The organism is Rathayibacter sp. VKM Ac-2857 (assembly GCF_013205025.1).
Taxonomy (GTDB): Bacteria; Actinomycetota; Actinomycetes; order Actinomycetales; family Microbacteriaceae; genus Rathayibacter.
This window is the reverse complement of the sequence record NZ_JABMLE010000001.1, coordinates 921,656-942,029: the sequence shown is the minus strand read 5'-3', so window position 1 is coordinate 942,029 and position 20,374 is coordinate 921,656. Positions and strand designations below refer to the sequence as shown.

Genomic DNA, 20,374 nt, shown 5'->3' with positions numbered 1-20,374 from the left:
CCTCCGTGCCCGTTCCGATCTCCCCGCTCCTCTCGGTCTCCGGCGCCGTCGTCGGCACGAGTGCGGCCGAGCCCGGCGTCGCCGCGCACTACGGCGAGCCGTTCCGCGAGCAGCGGGCGCTCGCCGCGGGCACCGCGATCGTCGACCTCTCGGGTCGCGGCGTCGTCACCGTCACCGGCCCCGACCGCCTCACCTGGCTCGACTCGCTGACCAGCCAGGCGCTCGCCCGCCTCGCCCCCGGCGACTCGGCCGAGACCCTGCTGCTGGATCCGTCCGGCCGGATCGAGCACCTCATCCGCGTCGTCGACGACGGCGAGACCGCCTGGCTCCTCCTCGACCGCGACGAGACGCCGGGGCTCGCGGCCTGGCTCGACCGGATGCGCTTCATGCTCCGCGTCGAGATCGCCGACCGCACCGTCGAGTTCGCGACGCTCGCGACCCTCGGCGACGGCCCCGCCACCGCGCTGGCCCTCGAGCTCGCGGGGGAGTCCGGCATCAGCTGGCTCGACCCGTGGGCGCAGGTGCAGCCCGGCGGCTGGCAGTACGCCCTCGCCCCGGTCCACCCGGCGGCCGGCTGGACCGCCCGCGAGACCCTGGTCCCGCGCGCGGCGCTCGAGCAGCTCGCCGCCCGGGCGCGCGTCGCCGGCGTCACCCTGGCCGGCTCCGACGCCCTCGAGGCGCTCCGCATCGCCGCCTGGCGCCCGCGGCACGCGACCGAGGTCGACGACCGGTCGATCCCGCACGAGCTCGACCTGCTCCGCTCCTCCGTGCACCTGGCCAAGGGCTGCTACCGCGGGCAGGAGACGGTCGCGAAGGTGCACAACCTCGGCCACCCGCCGCGCCGCCTCGTGCTGCTGCAGCTCGACGGCTCGGACTCCGCCCTGCCCGGGCACGGCGACGTCGTCACCGCGCTCAAGGGCGGCGAGCCGGTCGAGGTCGGCACCGTCACCGCGAGCGCCTGGCACTACGAGGAGGGCCCCATCGCCCTCGCCGTGGTGAAGCGCTCGGTCCCGGTCGACCTCGAGCTCACCGTGCTCGCCGGCGAGATCCTCGTCTCGGCCGCGCAGGAGGTCGTCGTCCCGCCCGGTGCCGGTGCGGAGGCGGGCGTGCCCCGCCTGCCCCGGCTCGGGGCAGCGACCAGGTAGGCCACGCCGTGGTGGCCGCAGGACCCGCTCGGCGGGATCGGGCGGCCGAGCGGATCCGCGCTCTCGTCCGCCTCGACGACCTCCGGCCCGGCCGGGGCGTCGCGCGCGCGGCGGCGTCGCTGCCCGCGGTGCTGCAGATCGTCCTCGCGGCGATCCTCGCGTACTCCGTCTCGCGCTTCGCCTTCGGCCACCCGGCCCCGGTGCTGTCGCTGACGGCGACCATCTCGAGCCTCGGCATCGCGCGCGACACCCGGCCGAAGCAGGTCGCCGAGACCGCGATCGGCATGCTGATCGGCATCACCGCGAGCGAGCTGCTGCTGCTGCTCTGGGGCACCGGCGTCTGGCAGCTCGCCGTGGTGCTCGCGATCGTCTTCACGCTGGGGCGGGCGCTCTCGCCGTCGCCCGGCTTCGCGGTCGCGGCCGGCACCCAGGCGATGCTGGTGATGATCCTGCCCGCGCCCGACGGCGGCGTCTTCACGCGGAGCCTCGACGGTCTCGTCGGCGGTCTCGCCGCGCTGCTCTGCACGGCGATCGTGCCGCGCAACCCGCTGCGGGCGGCGCGGGCCGAGGCGCGGCGGCTGGTGGCGGCGCTCGCCGAGACGATCGACGCGCTCGCCGACGCGCTCCGCCGGGGCGACCCCACCGCCTCCGCGAGGGCGCTCGAGCGCGTCCGCGGAACGCAGCCCGTGATCGACGGCTGGACGGCCGCGCTCGACTCGGCGATCGGCGTCGCGCGGATCTCGCCGTTCGTCCGGCGTCACCGCGCCGAGCTGGAGCGGCAGCGCACCATGCTCGCCGCGCTCGACCTCGCGACCCGCAACCTCCGGATCGTCGCGCGCCGCACCGACTTCCTGGTCGGCGACGCCGTCCCGCGGCCCGACCTCGCCGATGTCGTGCTGCGCTTCGGGACGGGCGTCGCCCTGCTCGGCCGGGCCGTCACCGAGCCCGCGGTGCTCGCGCTCGCCCGTCAGGACCTCGTGCTGCTCGCGACGACCCTCGACCCGCAGATGCTTCTCCCCGAGGCGCGGCTGGCCGAGAAGACGCTCCTGGTCATCCTCCGGCCGCTGGTCGTCGACCTGCTGACGGCGACCGGGGCGAGCTCGGCCGAGGCGAGAGCCGCGCTGCCCGAGCTCGCCTGACCGGCCACTCCGCCGACGGTCACGCGTTGGTCGCGTCCTGCACCTCGCCGACGAGCTCCTCGATGATGTCCTCGAGGAAGAGGACGCCGGTGGTGGCGCCCTCCGGGTCGACTACGCGCGCGAGGTGCGCGCCGGTGCGGCGGAGCGCGGCGAGCGCGTCCTCCAGCTCGTCGCCGGCCGAGACCGCGGCGAGGCGGCGGATCCGCTTGGCGGGCACCGGAGCGTCCGTCGCGTCGAGGTCGGAGACGTCCTTGAGGTGCAGGTAGCCGCCGGGCAGGCCCTCGGCGTCCGCCAGCAGGTAGCGGGAGTAGCCGTGCTCGGCGACCGCGCGGCGCACGTCCGCGGGTGTCGCCGCCGCGGGCAGAAGCACGATCCGCTCGAGCGGGACCGCGACGTCGACGACCCGCTTGGTCGTGAACTCGAAGGCCGCGGTGACGGTGCCGGAGGCGTCGACCAGCACGCCCTCGCGGGTCGACTGGCGGACGATCGCCGCGACCTCGTCGAGCGTGAAGGCGCTCGTCGCCTCGTCCTTCGGCTCCACCCGCACCAGGCGGAGGATGCCGTTCGCGACCGCGTTCAGCGACCAGATCAGCGGCTTCACCAGGCGCGAGACGAGCACGAGCGGCGGAGCGAGCAGCAGCGCGGCGCGCGTCGGCACCGAGAACGCGAGGTTCTTCGGCACCATCTCGCCGAACACGACGTGCAGGAAGGTCACCAGGAGCAGCGCGGCGACGAACGCGATCACGCCGATCGCCTCCGCGGACAGCGCCGTGAAGCCCAGCGGGATCTCGAGCAGGTGGTGGATCGCCGGTTCGGAGACGTTGAGGATCACCAGCGAGCAGACGGTGATGCCCAGCTGGCTCGTCGCGAGCATCAGCGTGGCGTGCTCCATCGCCCAGAGCGTGGTCTTCGCCGCGCGGCTGCCCGCGTCGGCTCTCGGCTCGATCTGCGAGCGGCGGGCCGAGATCACGGCGAACTCGGCGCCGACGAAGAAGGCATTGACCACCAGCAGGACCACCAGCCAGGCGATCCCGGGCAGGTACTCACTCATGGACGGCTCCCTCGGCTCGGAGTGCGGCGACGCCGGGGGCATCGCCCCCGTCAGCAGCGTCTGCGCCGGCGGCCGGGGTGAAGCGGACGCGGTCGACGCGGTGGGCGGCGACGCGGTCGACCCGCAGCACGCCGCCGGCCACGGCGACCTCGTCGCCGAGCTCGGGCACCCGTCCCAGGGTCGAGGCGAGGAACCCCGCGACCGTGTCGTAGTCCTCGCCCTCGGGCACGACGGCACCGAGGCGCTCCGCGACCTCGTCCGGGCGCAGCTCGCCGCCGAAGGTCGCCGAGCGACCCGAGCGGATGACGCCCGCGCGGGTGCGGTCGTGCTCGTCCTCCAGCTCGCCGACGATCTCCTCGACCAGGTCCTCGAGCGTGACGACGCCCGCGGTCCCGCCGTACTCGTCGACGACGACCGCGATCGCGAGGCCGCTGCCGCGCAGGGGAGCGAGCAGGGCGTCGGCGCGGGCGGTCTCGGGGACGCGCATCGGCGCGATCATCAGCGACTCGGCGGTCACGGATGCACGGCGCTCCGGTTCGAGCGCGAAGGCGTGCTTCACGTGCAGGACGCCGCGGACGTCGTCGGAGTCGCGGCCGAGCACGGGGAAGCGCGAGAAGCCGGTGCGGTTCGCCAGCCGGACGACGTCCTCCGCGGTGCTCTGCAGCGTGACGGAGGCCATCCGGACCCGCGGCGTCATCACGTCGGCGACGCTGCGGCTCGAGAAGCGGAGCGTGCGGTGCAGCAGGTCGGCGTGGTCGCGGTCGAGGGTGCCCTCGAGCACCGAGCGGCGCACGAGCGAGCCGAGCTCGTCGGCGCTGCGGGCGCCCGAGAGCTCCTCCTTGGGCTCGATGCCCATCGCGCGGATCAGGGCGTTGGCCGTGTTGTTGAAGAGCAGGATCACCGGCTTGAAGACCGTGGTGAAGAGGATCTGGAACGGCACGACGACCTGCGCGGTCTTCAGCGGCAGCGCCAGCGCGAAGTTCTTGGGGACCAGCTCGCCGATCACCATCGAGAAGACGGTCGCCAGCACGACGCCGACGACCGTGCCGATGCCCGGCACGATCTCGGCCGGGACGCCGACGGAGCGCAGCGGGCCGTCCAGCAGCGAGCTGATCGCGGGCTCGAAGGTGTAGCCGGTGAGCAGCGTGGTGAGCGTGATGCCCAGCTGCGCGCCGGAGAGGTGGGTGGAGGTGATCCGCAGGGCGGAGATCGTCGGATCGAGGCGCTTCTCACCGCGGGCGCGGCGCTCCTCGAGCTCGTTGCGGTCGAGGTTGACCAGCGCGAACTCGGAGGCGACGAAGAGACCGGTGCCGACGGTGAGGAGGAGGCCGATGACGATGCCGAGCCATTCAGGCACCCGCAGCACCGCCGATCAGGGTCGAGGTCGGTGCGGCGGGCGAAGGGTCAGTGCCCGAGGGTGCAGTGCCCGAGGGTTCAGGGGGAGGGTCGTCCATGGGGCACGAGGGTAGCGGTCCTGAATATGAGAATGCTCACAGTGACGGGGTCGCGTCGAGCGGGGCCACCGCGTCCCAGGCGACGGTCACCTCGCCCAGCCGCCACCGTCGCGGTCCGCCGAGGATCGGCCACTCGCCCCGCAGCGACTCGGCGGCGGCGATCCAGCGCTGCGTCGGCCCGTAGACGGCGAGCGGGGCGGCGTGCAGCCAGGCGCGCTCGAGCGCCAGCAGGAACGCGTGCACCGGCTCGCCCGCGACGTTGCGGTGGATCAGCGCCTTCGGCAGCCGCTCGGCCGCGATCATCGGCGAGGGCACGGCGCCGAGCCGGAGCGACAGGGTGAGGGAGCGGGGACCCTCGCGTCCGATCTCGATCCAGGTGCAGATCCGGCCGATCTCGTCGCAGGTCCCCTCCACCAGGACGCCGCCCGGGGTCAGCCGGTCGGTCATCGTCCGCCACGCCTCCGCGACCGCCGACTCGTCGTACTGCCGGAGGACGTTGAAGGCGCGGATCACGCTCGCCCGCTGCCGCCCGGGCAGGGGGACCTCGAAGCCGCCGCGCTCGAAGCGCACCCGGGCGTCGGCGGGGAAGGCGGTCCCGCCCTCGCGGACGCGATCGAGCTGCCGTTGCGCCGTCTCGACGCGGGCCGGCTCGATCTCGAAGCCGACCACGTCGACGCCGGGTACCGTGCGGACCAGGCGGCGGTGCAGCTCGAGGGTCGTGACGGCGCTCGCACCGAAGCCGAGGTCGACCACGATCGGCTCCGCGGTCGTGCGCAGCACCGGCAGCTCGGCCAGCCGGCGGTCGACCCGGCGGAGGCGGTTCGTGCCCGTCGTGCCGCGGGTGACGGCTCCGATCGGCATGGTCTCCAGCGTATCCGGGGGCGGAGGGGCCGCCTCTAAACTGGACGCATGTCCGAGACCTACACCCTCATCCTCGTGCGCCACGGCAACAGCGAGTGGAACCAGAAGAATCTGTTCACCGGCTGGGTCGACGTGCGGCTCACCGAGCAGGGCGTCGCGGAGGCGACCCGCGCCGGCGAGCTGCTGACCGAGGCGGGGCTGCACCCCGACGTCGTCTACACCTCGCGCCAGACCCGCGCGATCCAGACCGCGAACATCGCGCTCGAGAAGGCCGACCGCCTGTGGATCGACGTGAAGCGCTCCTGGCGCCTGAACGAGCGCCACTACGGCGCGCTGCAGGGCAAGGACAAGGCGCAGACCCTCGCCGAGTACGGTCCCGAGCAGTTCATGACCTGGCGCCGCTCGTTCGACGTGCCGCCGCCCCCCATCGACGACGAGGACCAGTACTCGCAGGCGCACGACGAGCGCTACGCCGACCTCGGCGACGACCTGCCCCGCACCGAGTCGCTCAAGCTGGTCATCGAGCGGATGCTCCCGTACTGGGAGTCGGACATCAAGCCGGATCTCGCCTCGGGCAAGACCGTCATGATCACCGCGCACGGCAACTCGCTGCGGGCGCTGGTGAAGACCCTCGACGGCATCTCGGACTCCGACATCGCCGAGCTCAACATCCCGACCGGCATCCCCCTCGTCTACACCCTCGACGAGAACTTCGAGCCGATCGGCGAGGCCCGCTACCTCGACCCCGAGGCCGCCGCCGCCGGCGCCGCCGCCGTCGCCGCCCAGGGCGCCAAGAAGTAGCCCGCCCCGCGCACCCCCGCACGGCCCGCCGGAGTCCCCACTCCCGCGGGCCGTCCGCGTCCGCACCCGCCCCCCCTACGACGGCGGATCTCGATACGCACGCTGCGCGCGCTACTCGATCACCATGAATGAGCCAGGTCGCGGAACGCGCCCGTTGCATGGCGGCACGACTCGATCAGCGTGGACGCGAGAGCGAGGTCGCGTAACGCGCCCCCCATGTTGTGCAGAACAAGGCCGCGGACCGCGCCCCTTCCCTGCTGGTCGAGTAGCCGCGGCACGCGGCGTATCGAGACCCCGCGTCCGTACGACGGCGGATCTCGATACGCACGCTGCGCGCGCTACTCGATAAGCATGGACGAGCCAGGTCGCGGAACGCGCCCCTCGCACGCCGGCGCGACTCGATCAGCATGAACGGAGGCACTCGCTCACCGACGCCCGGGCGCTGAGAGTCGAGACCACCCGCCCCTCGCAAGGCGAACGGGCGAATCGCGTGCCAGCGATTCGCCCTGACCGTTCGCACCCCGCTCCGCGGAACGCGCCCACGCGGTCTGCCGACCGCGGTCGATATCGCGCTCCGCGCGACATCGACAAACAAGCTCAGCCCCAGTCGCCTGAGATGAGGTACTGGACCTTCTTCGCGATGGACACCGCGTGGTCGGCGAACCGCTCGTGGTAGCGGCTGGCGAGGGTGGCGTCGACGGTGTCGGCGGCCTGGCCCTTCCACGCCTCGCTGAGGACCTTGTCGAAGACGCTGACGTGCAGCTCGTCGATCTTGTCGTCCTCGTCGCGGATCTCCTCGGCGAGGCGGGGGTCCTGCGTGCGCAGCAGCTCGGTGAGCTTGTGCGCGACGACCACGTCGAGGCGGCCCATCTCGACGAACGTCGGGCGGAGCGTCTTCGGCACGACCTTGTCAGGGAAGCGGTAGCGGGAGAGCTGGGCGATGTGCTCGGCGATGTCGCCCATCCGCTCGAGCGAGGCGCTGATCCGCAGTGCGGACACGACGGTCCGTAGGTCGCGGGCGACGGGGCCCTGGCGGGCGAGGATGTCGATCGCCAGCTCGTCGAGGCTGATGGCCAGCTCGTCGATGCGGGCGTCGCTGGCGATGACCTCCTCGGCGAGGGAGACGTCGGAGTGGTTGAACGCCTGGGTCGCCTTCTCGATCGCGATCTCGACGAGTCCGGAGATCTCGACGAGCCGGTCCTGGACTTCGGCCAGCTCCTGCTGGAAAACTTCGCGCATCTTCTTCTCGTCCCTCTCTGCGGCACGCACGGAGGACGGTGCCGTTCCACGCCGCGCACGACGCTGCGACTGCACCAGGTCGGCGCAGGCGCAGCCATGATGACCACGGCAGGTTAACGAACGGTGCCGAGCGTTTGAACAGTACTCGACCCGCACCCCGTCGCCGGGCATCCGGTAGGGAGACGGGCGGTGGATGGATAGCCTGGGAGCGTGGAAACGGGCCTGATCGTCGTGCTGTCGCTCGTTCTCGGCATCTCCATCGGCGTCGTCCTGACGAGCGTCGTGACGCTCGCCGCACGCCAGGGGCGGATCGCCGCCGAGGTCGTCGCCGTCGGCCTGCCCGAGGGGATCGGCGCGATCATCGACGCCGTCGGAGCGCCCGCCTTCGTGACGGACCCCTCCCACAACGTGCTCAAGGCCTCCGCCCGCGCGATCTCGCTCGGCCTCGTCTCGCAGGACACCCTGCTCCACCCCGACCTGGTCGCGATCGTCGACCGGGTGCGCCGCTTCGGCGACGACATCGAGCAGGACCTGGAGCTCGCGACGAGTCCGCTCTCGGATGCGGCGGTCACCCTGGTCGTGCACGCCACGCGCCTGGGCTCCCGCTTCGTGCTCGTCCTCGCCGAGGATCACACCGAGGCTCGCCGCCTCGAGGCCGTCCGCCGCGACTTCGTCGCCAACATCTCGCACGAGCTGAAGACCCCGATCGGCGCGGTCGGCCTCCTCGCCGAGGCCCTCGACTCCGCCGCCGACGACCCGAAGCAGGTGCGCCGCTTCGCGCACCGCCTCACCCAGGAGTCGCACCGCCTCGCGAAGATCACCCGCGAGATCATCGAGCTCTCCCGCCTGCAGTCGGCCGACGTCGCCGGCTCCGCCGAGGTCGTCCGCGTCGACGACATCGTGGTCGCGGCGCTCGAGACCACCCACGTGATGGCGGAGTCGCACGACGTGACCCTCGTCAAGGGCGGGATGAAGAAGGCGTACGTCGCCGGCCAGGAGAAGATGCTGGTCTCGGCGCTGCACAACCTGCTCGCCAACGCCATCCAGTACTCGCCGCCCGGCTCCCGCGTCGGCATCGGCGTCCGCTCCACCGGCGGCGTCGTCGAGATCGCCGTCACCGACCAGGGCATCGGCATCCCGGAGGAGGACCTCGACCGCGTGTTCGAGCGCTTCTACCGCGTCGACCAGGCCCGCTCCCGCCACACCGGCGGCACCGGGCTCGGCCTCAGCATCGTCAAGCACGCCGTGCAGAACCACGGCGGCGACGTCCGCGTCTGGTCCAAGCCCGGCCGCGGCAGCACCTTCACCATCCGACTCCCCGAAGTAGACCCGGCCAGGACGCCCTTCGCGTCCGCCGCCCCGATAGGAGACACCGCGTGACCAGCATCCTGCTCGTCGAGGACGAGAGCGCCCTCAGCGAGCCGCTCAGCTACCTGCTCGAACGAGAGGGCTACGACGTCACCGTCGCCGAGGACGGCCTGCGCGCCGTCTCCGCCTTCGACGACGGCGAGTACGACCTGATCCTGCTCGACCTGATGCTCCCCGGCATGCCCGGCACCGAGGTGTGCCGCGAGATCCGCACCCGCTCCGCGATCCCCATCATCATGGTCACCGCGAAGGACTCCGAGGTGGACATCGTCGTCGGGCTCGAGCTCGGCGCCGACGACTACGTCACCAAGCCGTACTCGACCCGCGAGCTGCTCGCACGCATCCGCGCCGTCCTCCGCCGCCGCACCGAGGACCCGGGGGAGGAGCGCATCGTCGTCGCCGGCCCCGTCCGCATGGACATCGAGCGCCACACCGTCGAGGTCGACGGCGTCGAGACCCCGATGCCGCTCAAGGAATTCGAGCTGCTCGAGATGCTCCTCCGCAACGCCGGCCGCGTCCTCACCCGCGGCCAGCTGATCGACCGCGTCTGGGGCAGCGACTACTTCGGCGACACCAAGACCCTCGACGTCCACGTCAAGCGCATCCGCTCCAAGATCGAGAAGACGCCGAAGGAGCCGGTGCTCCTGGTGACCGTCCGCGGCCTCGGCTACCGCTTCGACGCCTGATCGCGGGGCCTGGCGGGGGCGTCTGCGGCGTTGTCGTCGGTTGCGATACCGCCGGTATCGCGCCCTCCTCCGCCTTGCAGCCACCCCCACCAGGCCCCGCGATCCACTTCTGAAGGAGGGGGCAGCGAGCCGCCGTCTGCAGACGTGCAGGTGCTGGTCGGGCTTTCGCTGTGCGACGAGCAGTCGGTGGGGCCGTCGCTGTGCGACGAGCGGTCGGTGGGGCCGTCGCTGCGCGACGAGCGGTCTGCGACAGAGCCGTCGCTGCGCGACGAGCGGGTTCGGCGGCACATGCTGGTCGAGTAGCCCCGCAGGGGCGTATCGAGACCCGACCGACTGAACGACGAAGGGCCGCCCACCGAGGTGGACGGCCCTTCGTGAGGAACGGGTGCTACTCCGCCGGGGCGTCGACGCCGGGCTGCACGGTCGGGGTCGGCAGCGCGGTCTGCGCCGGGTCCGGCGTGGGCGTGAGGGTCGGGGTGGCCGACGGGACCGGGGTCAGCGTCGCGTAGGCCTCGAGGGCGTTCGTCAGGATCGGGACGAGGAGCTCCTTGCCCTCCTCCGAGCCGTACTGGAAGTAGACGGGGAACAGGCTGCCGGGAAGGGTGTCGAGACCCTCCATCGTCACCGACTCGGTGCTGTCCGGGCGGACCTCCGTGCGACCGGGGACCGCGTCCACCGTGTCGCTCGTCCGGCCGGTGCTCGCCTCGTACTGCACCTCGACGCTGACCGTCTCGTCGGTGTCGTTGACCAGCGAGACGACGAGCGTGCCGACCTCGCCGTCCTCGGAGATGATCATCGCGTTGCGGATCGACACGTCGCCGACCGTCGCACCCACGCCGTCGCTCGGGTCGTAGATCGCCCGGGTCGCCTGCGGGGCGACGAGGTTGCAGCCTGCGGTGGCGAACGCGACGCCGACCGCGAGAACGACGGATGCAGCGAGACGCGCCTTCACGGGTTCCTCCAGATCATCGGCTCCGCCCACCCCGGGCAGGGCGGATTCGAGGTGCAGGAGCCGCACACAGAATAGCGCAGCCGCGCTCGCGTCCCGGCCGGGCTGCCCCCTCCGCCCCGCCGCTGCTACTGTGACCGGCGGCGAAAGGACGTCCCGTTGAACACCGTCACCGGATCGACGCCGAGCGCGGCCGTGGTCATCGTCGCCGCCGGCAGCGGCACCCGCCTTGGGCGCGAGCTCCCGAAGGCCTACGTCGAGTGCGCGGGTGTCACCATCCTCGAGCGCAGCCTCCGCACCGTCCTCACTCTCGCCGAGCCGGTGCAGGTCGTCGTCGTCGCACCGGAGCCGCTCGTCGACGCGACCGTCGAGCTCTGCCGCCGCGCCTCAGGGCCCGCCGTCGAAGTCCTCGTCACCGCCGGCGGAGCCACCCGGCAGGACTCCGTCGCCCGCGGCCTGGCGCTCCTGCTCCCCGGCGTCGAGACCGTCCTCGTGCACGACGCCGCGCGGGCCCTCACGCCCGTCGCGCAGTTCGAGCGCGTGCTCGCCGCCGTCCGCTCCACCGGCGGCGGCGCCATCCCCGGCCTGCCAGTCACCGACACCATCAAGCTCATCGACGCCGACGCGGCGATCCTCGACACCGTCGACCGCTCGCAGCTCGCCGCCGTGCAGACGCCGCAGGGCTTCCCCCGGCACCTTCTCGACGAGGCCTACGCCGCCGCCGGCCGGGAGTTCACCGACGATGCGGCCCTGCTCGCCGCGCACGGCCGCGGCTCCGTCGTCGTCCCCGGCGACCCGCTCGCCTTCAAGATCACCACGCCCTGGGACCTCGCCCGGGCGGAGCAGCTGCTCGCGCCGGCGCCGTCGGCCGCGGTGCCGCGGGTCGGCATCGGCACCGACGTGCACGCCTTCGACGACGCCTCGCCGCTCTGGGTCGCCGGTCTGCACTGGCCCGGGGAGCGCGGGCTGTCCGGGCACAGCGACGGCGACCCGGTCGCGCACGCGATCTGCGACGCCCTGCTCGCCGCGGCGAACCTCGGCGACATCGGCTCCCGCTTCGGCACCGACGACCCTCGCTTCCAGGACGCGCACGGCGAGGTCTTCCTCCGGGCGACCCGCGAGCTCGTCGAGGCGGCCGGCTTCACCATCGGCAACGTCTCGGTCCAGCTGATCGGCAACCGCCCGAAGTTCTCCCCGCGGCGGGAGGAGGCGCAGCAGCTGCTCTCCGCCCTCCTCGGCGCCCCGGTCAGCGTCGCGGCCACCACCTCCGACGCGCTCGGCTTCACCGGCCGCGGCGAGGGGGTCGCGGCGACCGCCACTGCACTCGTCCTCCCCACCCCCGGATCCCGGCGCTGATCCACCGCGCTGGCCCGCCGCCCGGCCGCGACCGCCCCGCCCGGTAAACTCGCGGCGTGACTCTGCGACTGCATGACTCGAAGGCCCAGGCCCTCGTCGATTTCGTCCCCCTCCGCGAGAACGAGGTCGGGATGTACGTCTGCGGACCCACGGTGCAGTCGTCGCCGCACATCGGGCACCTGCGCTCCGCCCTGGTCTACGACCAGCTGCGCCGCTGGCTCGCCTACCGCGGCTACCGGGTGACCCTCGTGCGCAACGTCACCGACATCGACGACAAGATCCTGGCGATCGCCGAGCAGGCGCGTCGCGCCGCCGGCGAGGGCGAGCCCTCCGAGCAGTGGTGGGCCCTCGCCTACCGCGTCGAGCTCGAGTTCACGGCCGCGTACTCCGCGCTCGGCATCCTCGCCCCCACCTACGAGCCGCGCGCCACGGCGAGCATCGCCGAGATGGTCGCGCTCGTGCAGCGCCTGATCGAGCTGGGTCACGCCTACCCCGCTCCCGACGACTCCGGCGACGTCTACTTCGACACCCGCTCCTGGCCCGACTACGGCGCGCTCACCCACCAGCGCCTCGAGAGCATGGAGGCGGCGACCGACGCCGACCCGCGCGGCAAGCGCGACCCGCACGACTTCGCCCTGTGGAAGGGCATGAAGCCGGAGGAGCCCGAATCGGCCTCCTGGGCCTCGCCCTGGGGGAGGGGCCGGCCCGGCTGGCACATCGAGTGCTCCGCCATGTCGACGAAGTACCTCGGCACGCAGTTCGACATCCACGGCGGCGGGCTCGACCTGCGCTTCCCGCACCACGAGAACGAGCTCGCCCAGTCGAGCGCCGCGGGCCACGCCTTCGCCAGCTACTGGTTGCACAACGGCCTCGTGTCGGTGACCGGTCAGAAGATGAGCAAGTCGCTCGGCAACTCCGTCTTCGCCTCCGAGCTCCTCGACTCCGCCCGCCCGCTGGTCGTCCGCTACTACCTCGGCTCGGCGCACTACCGCTCGACGCTCGAGTTCCACGACGGCGCGCTCGAGGAGGCCGAGGCGGCGCTCGAGCGGATCGAGGGCTTCCTCGACCGCTCGCGCCGGCGCCTCGAGGGCACCCGCTTCGCCGCGGTGGGCACGCCGGTCGTGCCGGACGAGTTCGCCGAGGCGATGGACGACGACCTCTCGGTCCCGCAGGCCATCGGCGTCCTGCACGAGACCGTGCGGGCCGGCAACGCCGCGCTCGACGCGGAGGACCTCGGCACGGTGTCCGCGCTGCGCACGCAGGTGCTCGCCATGGCGTCGGTCCTCGGCATCGACCCGGAGGCCCCCGAGTGGGCGCGCTCCGACGACGAGCCCACCTACCGGGCCCTCACCGTGCTCGTCGACCGCTTGGTCGCCGAGCGCCAGACCGCGCGCGAGCAGCGCGACTGGGCGGCCGCCGACCGCATCCGAACCGATCTCGCTGCTGCGGGAATCACGATCGAAGACACCCAGACGGGTGCGCATTGGAGTCTCGATGGCGAATAAAGCCGGCCGCCCAGGAGCGGTCCGAAAGAAGAGCAGGGGCAAGGCCGTCGGTTCCGGCGGTCAGGGCCGTCAGGCCCTCGAGGGCAAGAAGCCCACGCCCAAGGCCGAGGACCGGCCGTACCACCCCGCAGGCAAGGCGAAGGCGGCGCGCGAGCGCTTCGTCGCCGCTGGTGGCAAGGGCCGGCCCGGAGCGGCGCTGACCGGCGCGGCCCGCGGTCAGGGCCGTCCGGCTCCGGCGCGGAAGCCCAAGAGCGGCGACGAGTCCGAGATGGTCACCGGCCGCAACTCGGTCCTCGAGGTGCTCCGCGCCAAGATCCCCGCGACCACCCTCTACCTCGCGACCCGCATCGAGATGGACGACCGGGTCAAGGAGGCGCTCAAGCTCGCCACCGCGCGCGGCCTCCCGGTGCTCGAGGTCATGCGCCCCGAGCTCGACCGGCTCGCCGGCCCGGACTCGGTGCACCAGGGCCTCGTGCTCAAGGTGCCGCCGTACGAGTACGCGCACCCGAGCGACCTGCTCGAGCGCAGCGTCTCCCGCGGGGTCGTCCCGCTGTTCGTCGCGCTCGACGGCATCACCGACCCGCGCAACCTCGGTGCGATCATCCGCTCCGTGGCGGCCTTCGGCGGGCAGGGCGTCATCGTCCCGCAGCGCCGCTCGGTCGGCCTGAACTCGGCGGCCTGGAAGACCTCGGCCGGCGCCGCCGCGCGCGTGCCGGTCGCGATGGCGTCCAACCTCACCGCGATGATCAAGGACTACAAGCGCGACGGCGTCTTCGTCATCGGCCTCGACGGCGACGGCGACACCATGCTGCCGGGCCTCGAGCTCGCCGACCGGCCGCTCCTCGTCGTCGTCGGCAGCGAGGGCAAGGGCCTGTCCCGCCTCGTCACCGAGCAGTGCGACGCCGTCGTCTCGATCCCGATCAGCGCGGCGACCGAGTCGCTCAACGCGGGGATCGCGGCGTCGGTCGCGCTCTACGAGATCTCCAAACTCCGCGCCGCCTCCGAGTAGCACGAGCGGCGCGGGCGCCGGCACGGCGATCTGCGGCGTTGTCGTCGGGCGCGATACCGCCGGTATCGCTTCCTCCTCCGCCTTGCAGCTCACCGCGCCGGCACCCGCGCTGACGCCGGGGGAGGGGCGGGGGGCGCCGCCTTCGGCGAGCGACGGCGGAGGGGGCGCCGCCTACGGCGAGCGGGGGCGCATGCTGATCGGCCACCGCCGGCCCGAGGCGCTTCATGTTGATCGAGTAGGCCGCGGAGCGGGCGTATCGAGATCCGACGGCGCACGGAGTGTGGTCTGCGGGCTGGGCTGCTGGTGATGGTGGGTCTCGATACGCCGCTGCGCGGCTACTCGACCAGCATGAAGGGGGGCCGCCTGCGGCGAGCGGCAGCAGAGGGGGCGCCGCCTGCGGCGAGCTCGCGAGTGTGCGGGCGCCGCCTGCGGCGGGCGGGTGAGCATGCTGATCGAGTAGGCCGCGGAGCGGGCGTATCGAGATCCGCGTCGGCACGCGCCGCGGACGACGAAGGGCTCGTGCCGGATCCGGGATCCGCACGAGCCCTTCGGGGTGCCGGGGTCAGACGTTCTTCGTCCAGTCGACGTCGGCGTCCTCGTCGGTCAGCTCGGCGTCGCCGGCGCCGTCGATCACGAGGTTCGGCAGGGTGATCGCCTCGGTCGGCGGGGCGATGACCGTCGCCTCGTCGCGGCGGTGCCGCAGGATGTCGTTCACGTAGGCGGTGACGGCCTCCGCCAGCGGCACGTCGCGCGCCTGCTGCTGCGACATGAACCAGCGGTGCTCGAGCAGCTGGTGGAACATCTCCGCCGGCTCCAGGCGCCCCTTCAGATCGCGCGGGATCGACCGGATGACCGGCTCGAACACCTGCGCGAGCCACTCGTGCGCGACCATCTCCTCGTCGAGCCCCTGCTTGTCGTAGGTGGCCGTGTAGGAGTCGAGGTCGTTCAGCAGTCGGCGCGCCTGGTTCTCCTGCGCGTCCAGTCCGGTGAGCCGCAGCAGCCGGCGCTGGTGGTGACCCGCGTCGACGACCTTGGGCTGGATCCGCACGGTCGAGCCCGACTCGTCGGTCTTGATCGCGAGCTCCTCGATGTCGAAGCCGAGCTCGTTGAGCCGGTTCACCCGGTCGTTGATCCGCCAGCGCTCGGAGGTCGAGAACGACTCCGCTCCGGTCAGCTCCTTCCAGAGGCTGCGGTAGGCGGCGACGATGCCGTCCGAGACCGTGATCGGATCGAGGTCGTCGTCGACGCGTCCGCCCGCCTCGAGGTCGAGCAGCTCACCGGCGATGTTGACGCGGGCGATCTCGAGGTCGTTCTCGCGCTGGCCGTTCGAGAGCCCGCCCGAGTAGAGCTGCCCCGTCTCGGCGTCGACGAGGTACGCCGCGAACGCCCCGGCATCGCGCCGGAACAGCGTGTTCGAGAGCGAGACGTCGCCCCAGAAGAAGCCGATCACGTGCAGGCGCACCAGCAGCAGCGCGAGCGCGTCGACGAGCCGCGTGGCGGTGTCGGGGCGCAGCGTCTGCGAGAACAGCGCGCGGTAGGGGAGCGAGAACTTGAGGTGCCGGGTGACCAGCACGGCCGGCAGCTCGTCGCCCTCGTCGTCGCTGCGGTTCGTGATGACGGCGCCCGGCACGACGCAGGGGACGTCGAGGCGCTGCAGCGTCTTGAGCATCTCGTACTCGCGGCGCGACATCTCCGCGGTCGTCTCTTTGACCGCGACGACGTGGCCGGAGAGGTGGGCGAAGCGGACCGTGTGCCGCGAGATGCCCTTGGGCAGCGCGGCGATGTACTCGTCGGGCCAGTCGTTAAGCCGCAGGTTCCACGGCAGATCGAGGAGGGCCGGATCGACCGTGGCCGAGGTGATGTTCAGGGAGCCGGACATGGCGCGCCGTTCGTGTCGTGGATCGGACGGTGGAGGGGCCCGGACGAACGCTGCCGCCGCCTCGGAGGAGACGGCGGCAGCGTGTGCGCGGGGGCGGAGCCTAGGAGAGGCGCAGTCCCGACTCGCCGTCGAAGATGTGCACGCGGTGGTTCGCGGTCACGTAGACGCGGTCGCCCGCGGTCGGGTGCACGCGGCCGTCGACGCGCGCGACGATGTCGGTGCGGCGACCCTCGACCTCGGTGTGGCCGTAGAGGTAGCCGTCCGAGCCGAGCTCCTCGATCAGGTCGACCTCGATGGGCAGGCCGCCGGGCTGGGTCGAGACGGTGACGTCCTCGGGGCGCACGCCGAGCGTGACGACCTTCTGGGTGGTCTTCGCGAGCGCCTCGCGGGCGATCGGGAGGACCGTGTCGCCGAACTTGACGCCGCCGTCGGTGACGTCCGCGTGGAACAGGTTCATCGCGGGCGAGCCGATGAAGCCGGCCACGAAGACGTTGTTCGGGTTCTCGTAGAGGTCGCGGGGCGTGCCGACCTGCTGGAGCAGTCCGTCCTTGAGGACCGCGATGCGGTCGCCCATGGTGAGCGCCTCGGTCTGGTCGTGCGTGACGTAGACCGTGGTGATGCCCAGGCGGCGCTGCAGCGTGCCGATCTGCGTGCGGGTCTGGACGCGGAGCTTGGCGTCGAGGTTCGACAGCGGCTCGTCCATGAGGAACACCTGCGGCTTGCGGACGATGGCGCGACCCATCGCGACGCGCTGACGCTGGCCACCCGAGAGGGCCTTCGGCTTGCGGTTGAGGTAGGGCTCGAGGTCGAGCATCTTCGCGGCCTCGAGGACCCGCGCGGCGCGCTCGTCCTTGTTGATGCCGGCGATCTTGAGCGCGAAGCCCATGTTCTCGGCGACCGACATGTGCGGGTAGAGCGCGTAGTTCTGGAACACCATCGCGATGTCGCGGTCCTTCGGCGGAACGTCCGTGACGTTGCGGTCGCCGATCAGGATGCGGCCCTCGTTGACCTCTTCGAGGCCGGCGAGCATGCGCAGGGAGGTGGACTTGCCGCAGCCCGAGGGGCCGACGAGGACGAGGAACTCGCCGTCTCCGACCTCGAGGTTCAGCTTGTCGACCGAGGCACGCGTGGCCCCGGGGTAGACGCGGGACGCGTTGTCATAGGTTACGGACGCCATTGTTCTTGCTCCTTCACCGGCAGGTACGTGCCGGACGATCCGAGTGAATGGAAGTGACGGTCGTCGTCGCGTGGGCGACTCCGACCAACCGTCACAGTATGCCACGCGGCGCGAGGGAGGGGAGTCGATGCCCGATCGCGCCCGGCGGGACCCCCGGTATCCGTCGTTTGGAGGTTTCCCAGGGCTCGCGCGTAGGATTCCGGCGAGTCGCAGCCCGGCGGCACTTCTTCCTCTCTCATTCGGAGCGTTCTTGTCATGACCATCGGCGGAGCCAACGACCGTCTCTCGAAGAACCAGCGTCGAGAGGCCGCGCGAGAGAAGGCCCGCCGACTCCGCGAGCAGCAGAAGCGCCGCGATCGCGTCAGCCGCTTCGCCCTGCAGGGCGGTCTCGCGATCGTGGTGATCGCCATCGTCGCGGTCGTCGTCTTCGCCGTCACCTCGAGCATCCGCCCGGCCGGCCCCGGTCCCGCCAACATGGCGAGCGACGGCGTCCTCGTCACCGAGGGCCTGGTCGCCTCGACCACCCCGGCGATCCCGGCGGACGGCAGCCCCACCCCGAGCGTGCTCGACACCTCCACGGGCACCGTCGACATCCGCGTCTACCTCGACTACCTCTGCCCCTACTGCGGCCAGTTCGAGCAGACCAACGGCGACCAGATCAAGGAGTGGGTCACCAGCGGCGCCGCGACCGTCGAGATCCACCCGATCGCGATCCTCACCACCCGCTCCAACGGCACCAAGTACTCGGAGCGCGCGGCCAACGCCGCAGCGTGCGTCGCCGACCGGTCGCCGGACTCCTTCTTCGACTTCAACGCCGCTCTCTTCGCCGAGCAGCCGGCCGAGGGCACCGACGGACTCTCGGACGACGAGCTCAAGCAGGCCGCCGCGGACGCGGGCGTCGAGGACACCGCCGCCGTGAACACCTGCATCGACGACCAGTCCTTCGTGAGCTGGGTGCGGGCGGCCACCGAGCGCGCGACCTCCGGCCCGCTGCCCGGCACCGAGGTCGCCTCGGTCTCCGGCACCCCGACGGTCCTCGTCAACGGCGAGGCCTACACCGGCTCGCTCACCGACGCCGACGCCTTCAGCTCGTTCGTGCTCTCGGCCGCCGCCGACACCTACTCGTCGGCCACGCCGACCCCGACGCCCGCCGCGGGCTAGACCGCGAGCCTGCTGAGACGGGACGGAACACGCGAAGGGCCCCGGGAGACCGGGGCCCTTCGTCGTGCGGAGCCGGCGACCGGATCACCGTCGCCGCCGGAGGGAGCGCCGCCGAGGACCTCGGGCGATCGCGCGACAGGCGATTCCGCGCCTCCGCATCGGCCCTCCGCGGTCCTGGGTAGGCTCACCCGATCTCACCGGGGGGCCTCCATGACCACGCCACCGATCGTCGCGCCGACGATCGCCCGGACGCCGATCTTCGAGAGCGTCCAGGCCCTGCGCTTCGTCGCGGCCGTCCTCGTCGTCGTCACGCACGCCACCTTCTACGCGCAGGAGCGGCTCGACGACTCGATCGCCGTCTGGGACGGGGGCGGCGCGGGGGTCGACGTCTTCTTCGTCGTCTCCGGCTTCGTCACGACGGTCACCGCCGGTCCCTTCGAGGTGAAGGGCGGCTGGCGGTACTTCGCCGTCCGCCGCGTGGTCCGGATCGTCCCGCTGTACTGGATCGCCACCACCCTCAAGATCGCGTCGATCCTCCTGCTGCCCGGCGCCGTGCTGCACGCCGCCCTCACCCCGTGGTCAGGAGTCGCGTCGTACCTCTTCCTGCCCACCCGGAACCCCGACGGCGCGGTGGAGCCGCTCCTCGGCGTCGGGTGGACCCTCACCTTCGAGGCGGCCTTCTACGCGGTCTTCGCCCTCGGGCTGCTCCTGCGGCGGAACGTCCTCGTGTTCGCGTCGGCGGTCGTGCTCGTCGTCGCGTCGGGCCATGTCCTCCGCCCCGGCGAGGACTGGCCGACCTGGGCGGTCTACTTCGACCCGATCGTCCTGTACTTCGCGATCGGCATGGCTGTCGGGAGGATCACCGGGCTCCCGCGTGCGCGTCGCGGCCTTCTCGTCGCGCTGGCTCTCGCCGCCGCCGTGACCGTCGTCGCGGCCCTCACCCCGGAGGGGATCTCCTGGCAGCGCGACGCGCTCTTCCGGAAGGGGGTCGTCACCGCCGCGTTCGTCGCGGTGGTCCTCGCCGAGCCGCTCGTCCGGCGACTGGCGCTGCGACGTGGCGCGGATCGCGTCGTCCGGCGTCCGCTGCTCGCCCTGGGTGAGGCCTCCTACAGCCTGTACCTCTTCCACCCCCTGGTCGGGCCGGCCGTGCCCGCCGCCCTGGCGGTCGTGGGCCTGCGCTCGGAAGTGCTCTCCGTCGCGGGCACCATCGCCGTCGCGCTCGTCGCCGCGATCCTGATCCACCGCTTCGTCGAGCGGCCGATCACGCGGAGGCTGCGCGGCCTTCCGTACGCCGGACTGCCGCCTCGGCGCAGCAGTGCCGCCGCCGAGTGAACGGCGGATCGATCACTCGCGAGGCCGCCTCGGAGCCGACGACGGGACTTGAACCCGTAACCGCCCGTTCTGCAGACCGTCGTTTCGCGAAACGTTGTGTGATCCTCGAAACAAGAAATAGGCAGATCAGACTCGGTTTCAGGCCGCCGTTGGCCATGCCTCGACCACGGAGGAGGTCACTCCGTTTCAGAGTGCAACTGACTGAATCGTGACTGAGGCGGCGCTCGCCGCAGGCGGACCGCAGGTGTCTTCTACAGTTGCC

The 20,374-nt window shown here is 72.2% G+C and carries 18 protein-coding genes; 11 read left to right on the top strand and 7 right to left on the bottom strand.

What is annotated here, in order from left to right; translation table 11 throughout:
- Window positions 1-17: 17 nt before the first annotated feature.
- Window positions 18-1,145 (top strand): folate-binding protein YgfZ, encoded by a 1,128-nt coding sequence (locus HQQ86_RS04290; protein ID WP_173287507.1) that lies wholly within the window; start codon window positions 18-20, stop codon window positions 1,143-1,145.
- Between the two features lie 8 nt (window positions 1,146-1,153).
- Window positions 1,154-2,284 (top strand): FUSC family protein, encoded by a 1,131-nt coding sequence (locus HQQ86_RS04285; RefSeq protein ID WP_173286736.1) that lies wholly within the window; start codon window positions 1,154-1,156, stop codon window positions 2,282-2,284.
- A gap of 19 nt (window positions 2,285-2,303) precedes the next feature.
- Here HQQ86_RS04285 and HQQ86_RS04280 read toward each other — a convergent pair whose 3' ends face one another.
- The 3 genes from HQQ86_RS04280 to HQQ86_RS04270 all read right to left on the bottom strand — a co-directional run bounded on the left by HQQ86_RS04280 (window position 2,304) and on the right by HQQ86_RS04270 (window position 5,650).
- Window positions 2,304-3,335, bottom strand: coding sequence for a hemolysin family protein (locus HQQ86_RS04280; protein ID WP_173286734.1), 1,032 nt, complete (start codon window positions 3,333-3,335; stop codon window positions 2,304-2,306).
- Entirely contained in the window at window positions 3,328-4,692 is a 1,365-nt protein-coding gene (locus HQQ86_RS04275; RefSeq protein ID WP_173286732.1) for a hemolysin family protein, read from the bottom strand. Before HQQ86_RS04275 ends, HQQ86_RS04280 begins: the two co-directional genes overlap by 8 nt.
- Before the next feature lie 133 nt (window positions 4,693-4,825).
- Window positions 4,826-5,650 carry a class I SAM-dependent methyltransferase gene (locus tag HQQ86_RS04270; protein WP_173286730.1) on the bottom strand — a complete coding sequence of 275 codons (825 nt, stop codon included), beginning with the start codon at window positions 5,648-5,650 and terminating at the stop codon, window positions 4,826-4,828.
- Window positions 5,651-5,698: 48 nt separating this feature from the next.
- Here HQQ86_RS04270 and HQQ86_RS04265 point away from each other — a divergent pair, with 48 nt between their 5' ends.
- On the top strand, window positions 5,699-6,451 hold the full coding sequence (locus HQQ86_RS04265; RefSeq protein WP_159985709.1) for a phosphoglyceromutase: 753 nt from the start codon (window positions 5,699-5,701) through the stop codon (window positions 6,449-6,451).
- A gap of 597 nt (window positions 6,452-7,048) precedes the next feature.
- Here the strand turns inward: HQQ86_RS04265 and phoU are convergent.
- Window positions 7,049-7,690 carry a phosphate signaling complex protein PhoU gene (phoU, locus tag HQQ86_RS04260; protein WP_160087790.1) on the bottom strand — a complete coding sequence of 214 codons (642 nt, stop codon included), beginning with the start codon at window positions 7,688-7,690 and terminating at the stop codon, window positions 7,049-7,051.
- Window positions 7,691-7,900: 210 nt separating this feature from the next.
- On the opposite strand from phoU, the gene HQQ86_RS04255 reads away from it, so the two are divergent.
- The 3 genes from HQQ86_RS04255 to HQQ86_RS04245 all read left to right on the top strand — a co-directional run bounded on the left by HQQ86_RS04255 (window position 7,901) and on the right by HQQ86_RS04245 (window position 10,047).
- Window positions 7,901-9,070, top strand: coding sequence for an ATP-binding protein (locus tag HQQ86_RS04255; RefSeq protein ID WP_173286728.1), 1,170 nt, complete (start codon window positions 7,901-7,903; stop codon window positions 9,068-9,070).
- Window positions 9,067-9,744 (top strand): response regulator transcription factor, encoded by a 678-nt coding sequence (locus HQQ86_RS04250; protein WP_173286726.1) that lies wholly within the window; start codon window positions 9,067-9,069, stop codon window positions 9,742-9,744. Before HQQ86_RS04255 ends, HQQ86_RS04250 begins: the two co-directional genes overlap by 4 nt.
- Before the next feature lie 144 nt (window positions 9,745-9,888).
- Window positions 9,889-10,047: a hypothetical protein gene (locus tag HQQ86_RS04245; protein WP_173286724.1), complete on the top strand. Its 159-nt coding sequence runs from the start codon at window positions 9,889-9,891 to the stop codon at window positions 10,045-10,047.
- An 85-nt stretch (window positions 10,048-10,132) separates the two neighbouring features.
- Here HQQ86_RS04245 and HQQ86_RS04240 read toward each other — a convergent pair whose 3' ends face one another.
- Window positions 10,133-10,696, bottom strand: coding sequence for a hypothetical protein (locus HQQ86_RS04240; protein ID WP_173286722.1), 564 nt, complete (start codon window positions 10,694-10,696; stop codon window positions 10,133-10,135).
- A gap of 156 nt (window positions 10,697-10,852) precedes the next feature.
- Here HQQ86_RS04240 and ispD point away from each other — a divergent pair, with 156 nt between their 5' ends.
- From ispD to rlmB, 3 genes are read left to right on the top strand one after another with little or no spacing between them, the layout of a single operon-like run.
- Window positions 10,853-12,049, top strand: a complete 1,197-nt coding sequence (gene ispD / locus HQQ86_RS04235; protein WP_173286720.1) for a 2-C-methyl-D-erythritol 4-phosphate cytidylyltransferase — start codon at window positions 10,853-10,855, stop codon at window positions 12,047-12,049.
- 56 nt (window positions 12,050-12,105) lie between these two features.
- Window positions 12,106-13,554, top strand: a complete 1,449-nt coding sequence (cysS, locus tag HQQ86_RS04230; RefSeq protein WP_173286718.1) for a cysteine--tRNA ligase — start codon at window positions 12,106-12,108, stop codon at window positions 13,552-13,554.
- Window positions 13,544-14,563, top strand: coding sequence for a 23S rRNA (guanosine(2251)-2'-O)-methyltransferase RlmB (gene rlmB, locus HQQ86_RS04225; protein WP_173286716.1), 1,020 nt, complete (start codon window positions 13,544-13,546; stop codon window positions 14,561-14,563). Before cysS ends, rlmB begins: the two co-directional genes overlap by 11 nt.
- Before the next feature lie 562 nt (window positions 14,564-15,125).
- On the opposite strand, the gene HQQ86_RS04220 is transcribed toward rlmB, so the two are convergent.
- Both HQQ86_RS04220 and HQQ86_RS04215 read right to left on the bottom strand, forming a co-directional pair.
- A complete protein-coding gene (locus HQQ86_RS04220) occupies window positions 15,126-16,442 on the bottom strand; it encodes a DUF4032 domain-containing protein (protein ID WP_173286714.1) in 1,317 nt (438 codons plus the stop codon).
- A 100-nt stretch (window positions 16,443-16,542) separates the two neighbouring features.
- Window positions 16,543-17,619 carry an ABC transporter ATP-binding protein gene (locus HQQ86_RS04215; protein ID WP_123702257.1) on the bottom strand — a complete coding sequence of 359 codons (1,077 nt, stop codon included), beginning with the start codon at window positions 17,617-17,619 and terminating at the stop codon, window positions 16,543-16,545.
- A gap of 255 nt (window positions 17,620-17,874) precedes the next feature.
- On the opposite strand from HQQ86_RS04215, the gene HQQ86_RS04210 reads away from it, so the two are divergent.
- Together HQQ86_RS04210 and HQQ86_RS04205 are read left to right on the top strand one after the other, a co-directional pair.
- Window positions 17,875-18,780: a thioredoxin domain-containing protein gene (locus HQQ86_RS04210; protein ID WP_173286712.1), complete on the top strand. Its 906-nt coding sequence runs from the start codon at window positions 17,875-17,877 to the stop codon at window positions 18,778-18,780.
- A gap of 210 nt (window positions 18,781-18,990) precedes the next feature.
- A complete protein-coding gene (locus HQQ86_RS04205) occupies window positions 18,991-20,112 on the top strand; it encodes an acyltransferase (protein ID WP_173286710.1) in 1,122 nt (373 codons plus the stop codon).
- Window positions 20,113-20,374 lie beyond the last annotated feature (262 nt).

Excerpts from the sequence above, each read along its gene's own strand:
- HQQ86_RS04215 (WP_123702257.1), bottom strand. The coding sequence starts at position 17,619 with ATGGCGTCCGTAACCTATGACAACGCGTCCCGCGTCTACCCCGGGGCC.
- HQQ86_RS04265 (WP_159985709.1), top strand. The coding sequence starts at position 5,699 with ATGTCCGAGACCTACACCCTCATCCTCGTGCGCCACGGCAACAGCGAG.
- HQQ86_RS04210 (WP_173286712.1), top strand. The coding sequence starts at position 17,875 with ATGACCATCGGCGGAGCCAACGACCGTCTCTCGAAGAACCAGCGTCGA.
- rlmB (WP_173286716.1), top strand. The coding sequence starts at position 13,544 with ATGGCGAATAAAGCCGGCCGCCCAGGAGCGGTCCGAAAGAAGAGCAGG.
- HQQ86_RS04270 (WP_173286730.1), bottom strand. The coding sequence starts at position 5,650 with ATGCCGATCGGAGCCGTCACCCGCGGCACGACGGGCACGAACCGCCTC.
- HQQ86_RS04280 (WP_173286734.1), bottom strand. The coding sequence starts at position 3,335 with ATGAGTGAGTACCTGCCCGGGATCGCCTGGCTGGTGGTCCTGCTGGTG.
- HQQ86_RS04205 (WP_173286710.1), top strand. The coding sequence starts at position 18,991 with ATGACCACGCCACCGATCGTCGCGCCGACGATCGCCCGGACGCCGATC.
- phoU (WP_160087790.1), bottom strand. The coding sequence starts at position 7,690 with ATGCGCGAAGTTTTCCAGCAGGAGCTGGCCGAAGTCCAGGACCGGCTC.
- HQQ86_RS04220 (WP_173286714.1), bottom strand. The coding sequence starts at position 16,442 with ATGTCCGGCTCCCTGAACATCACCTCGGCCACGGTCGATCCGGCCCTC.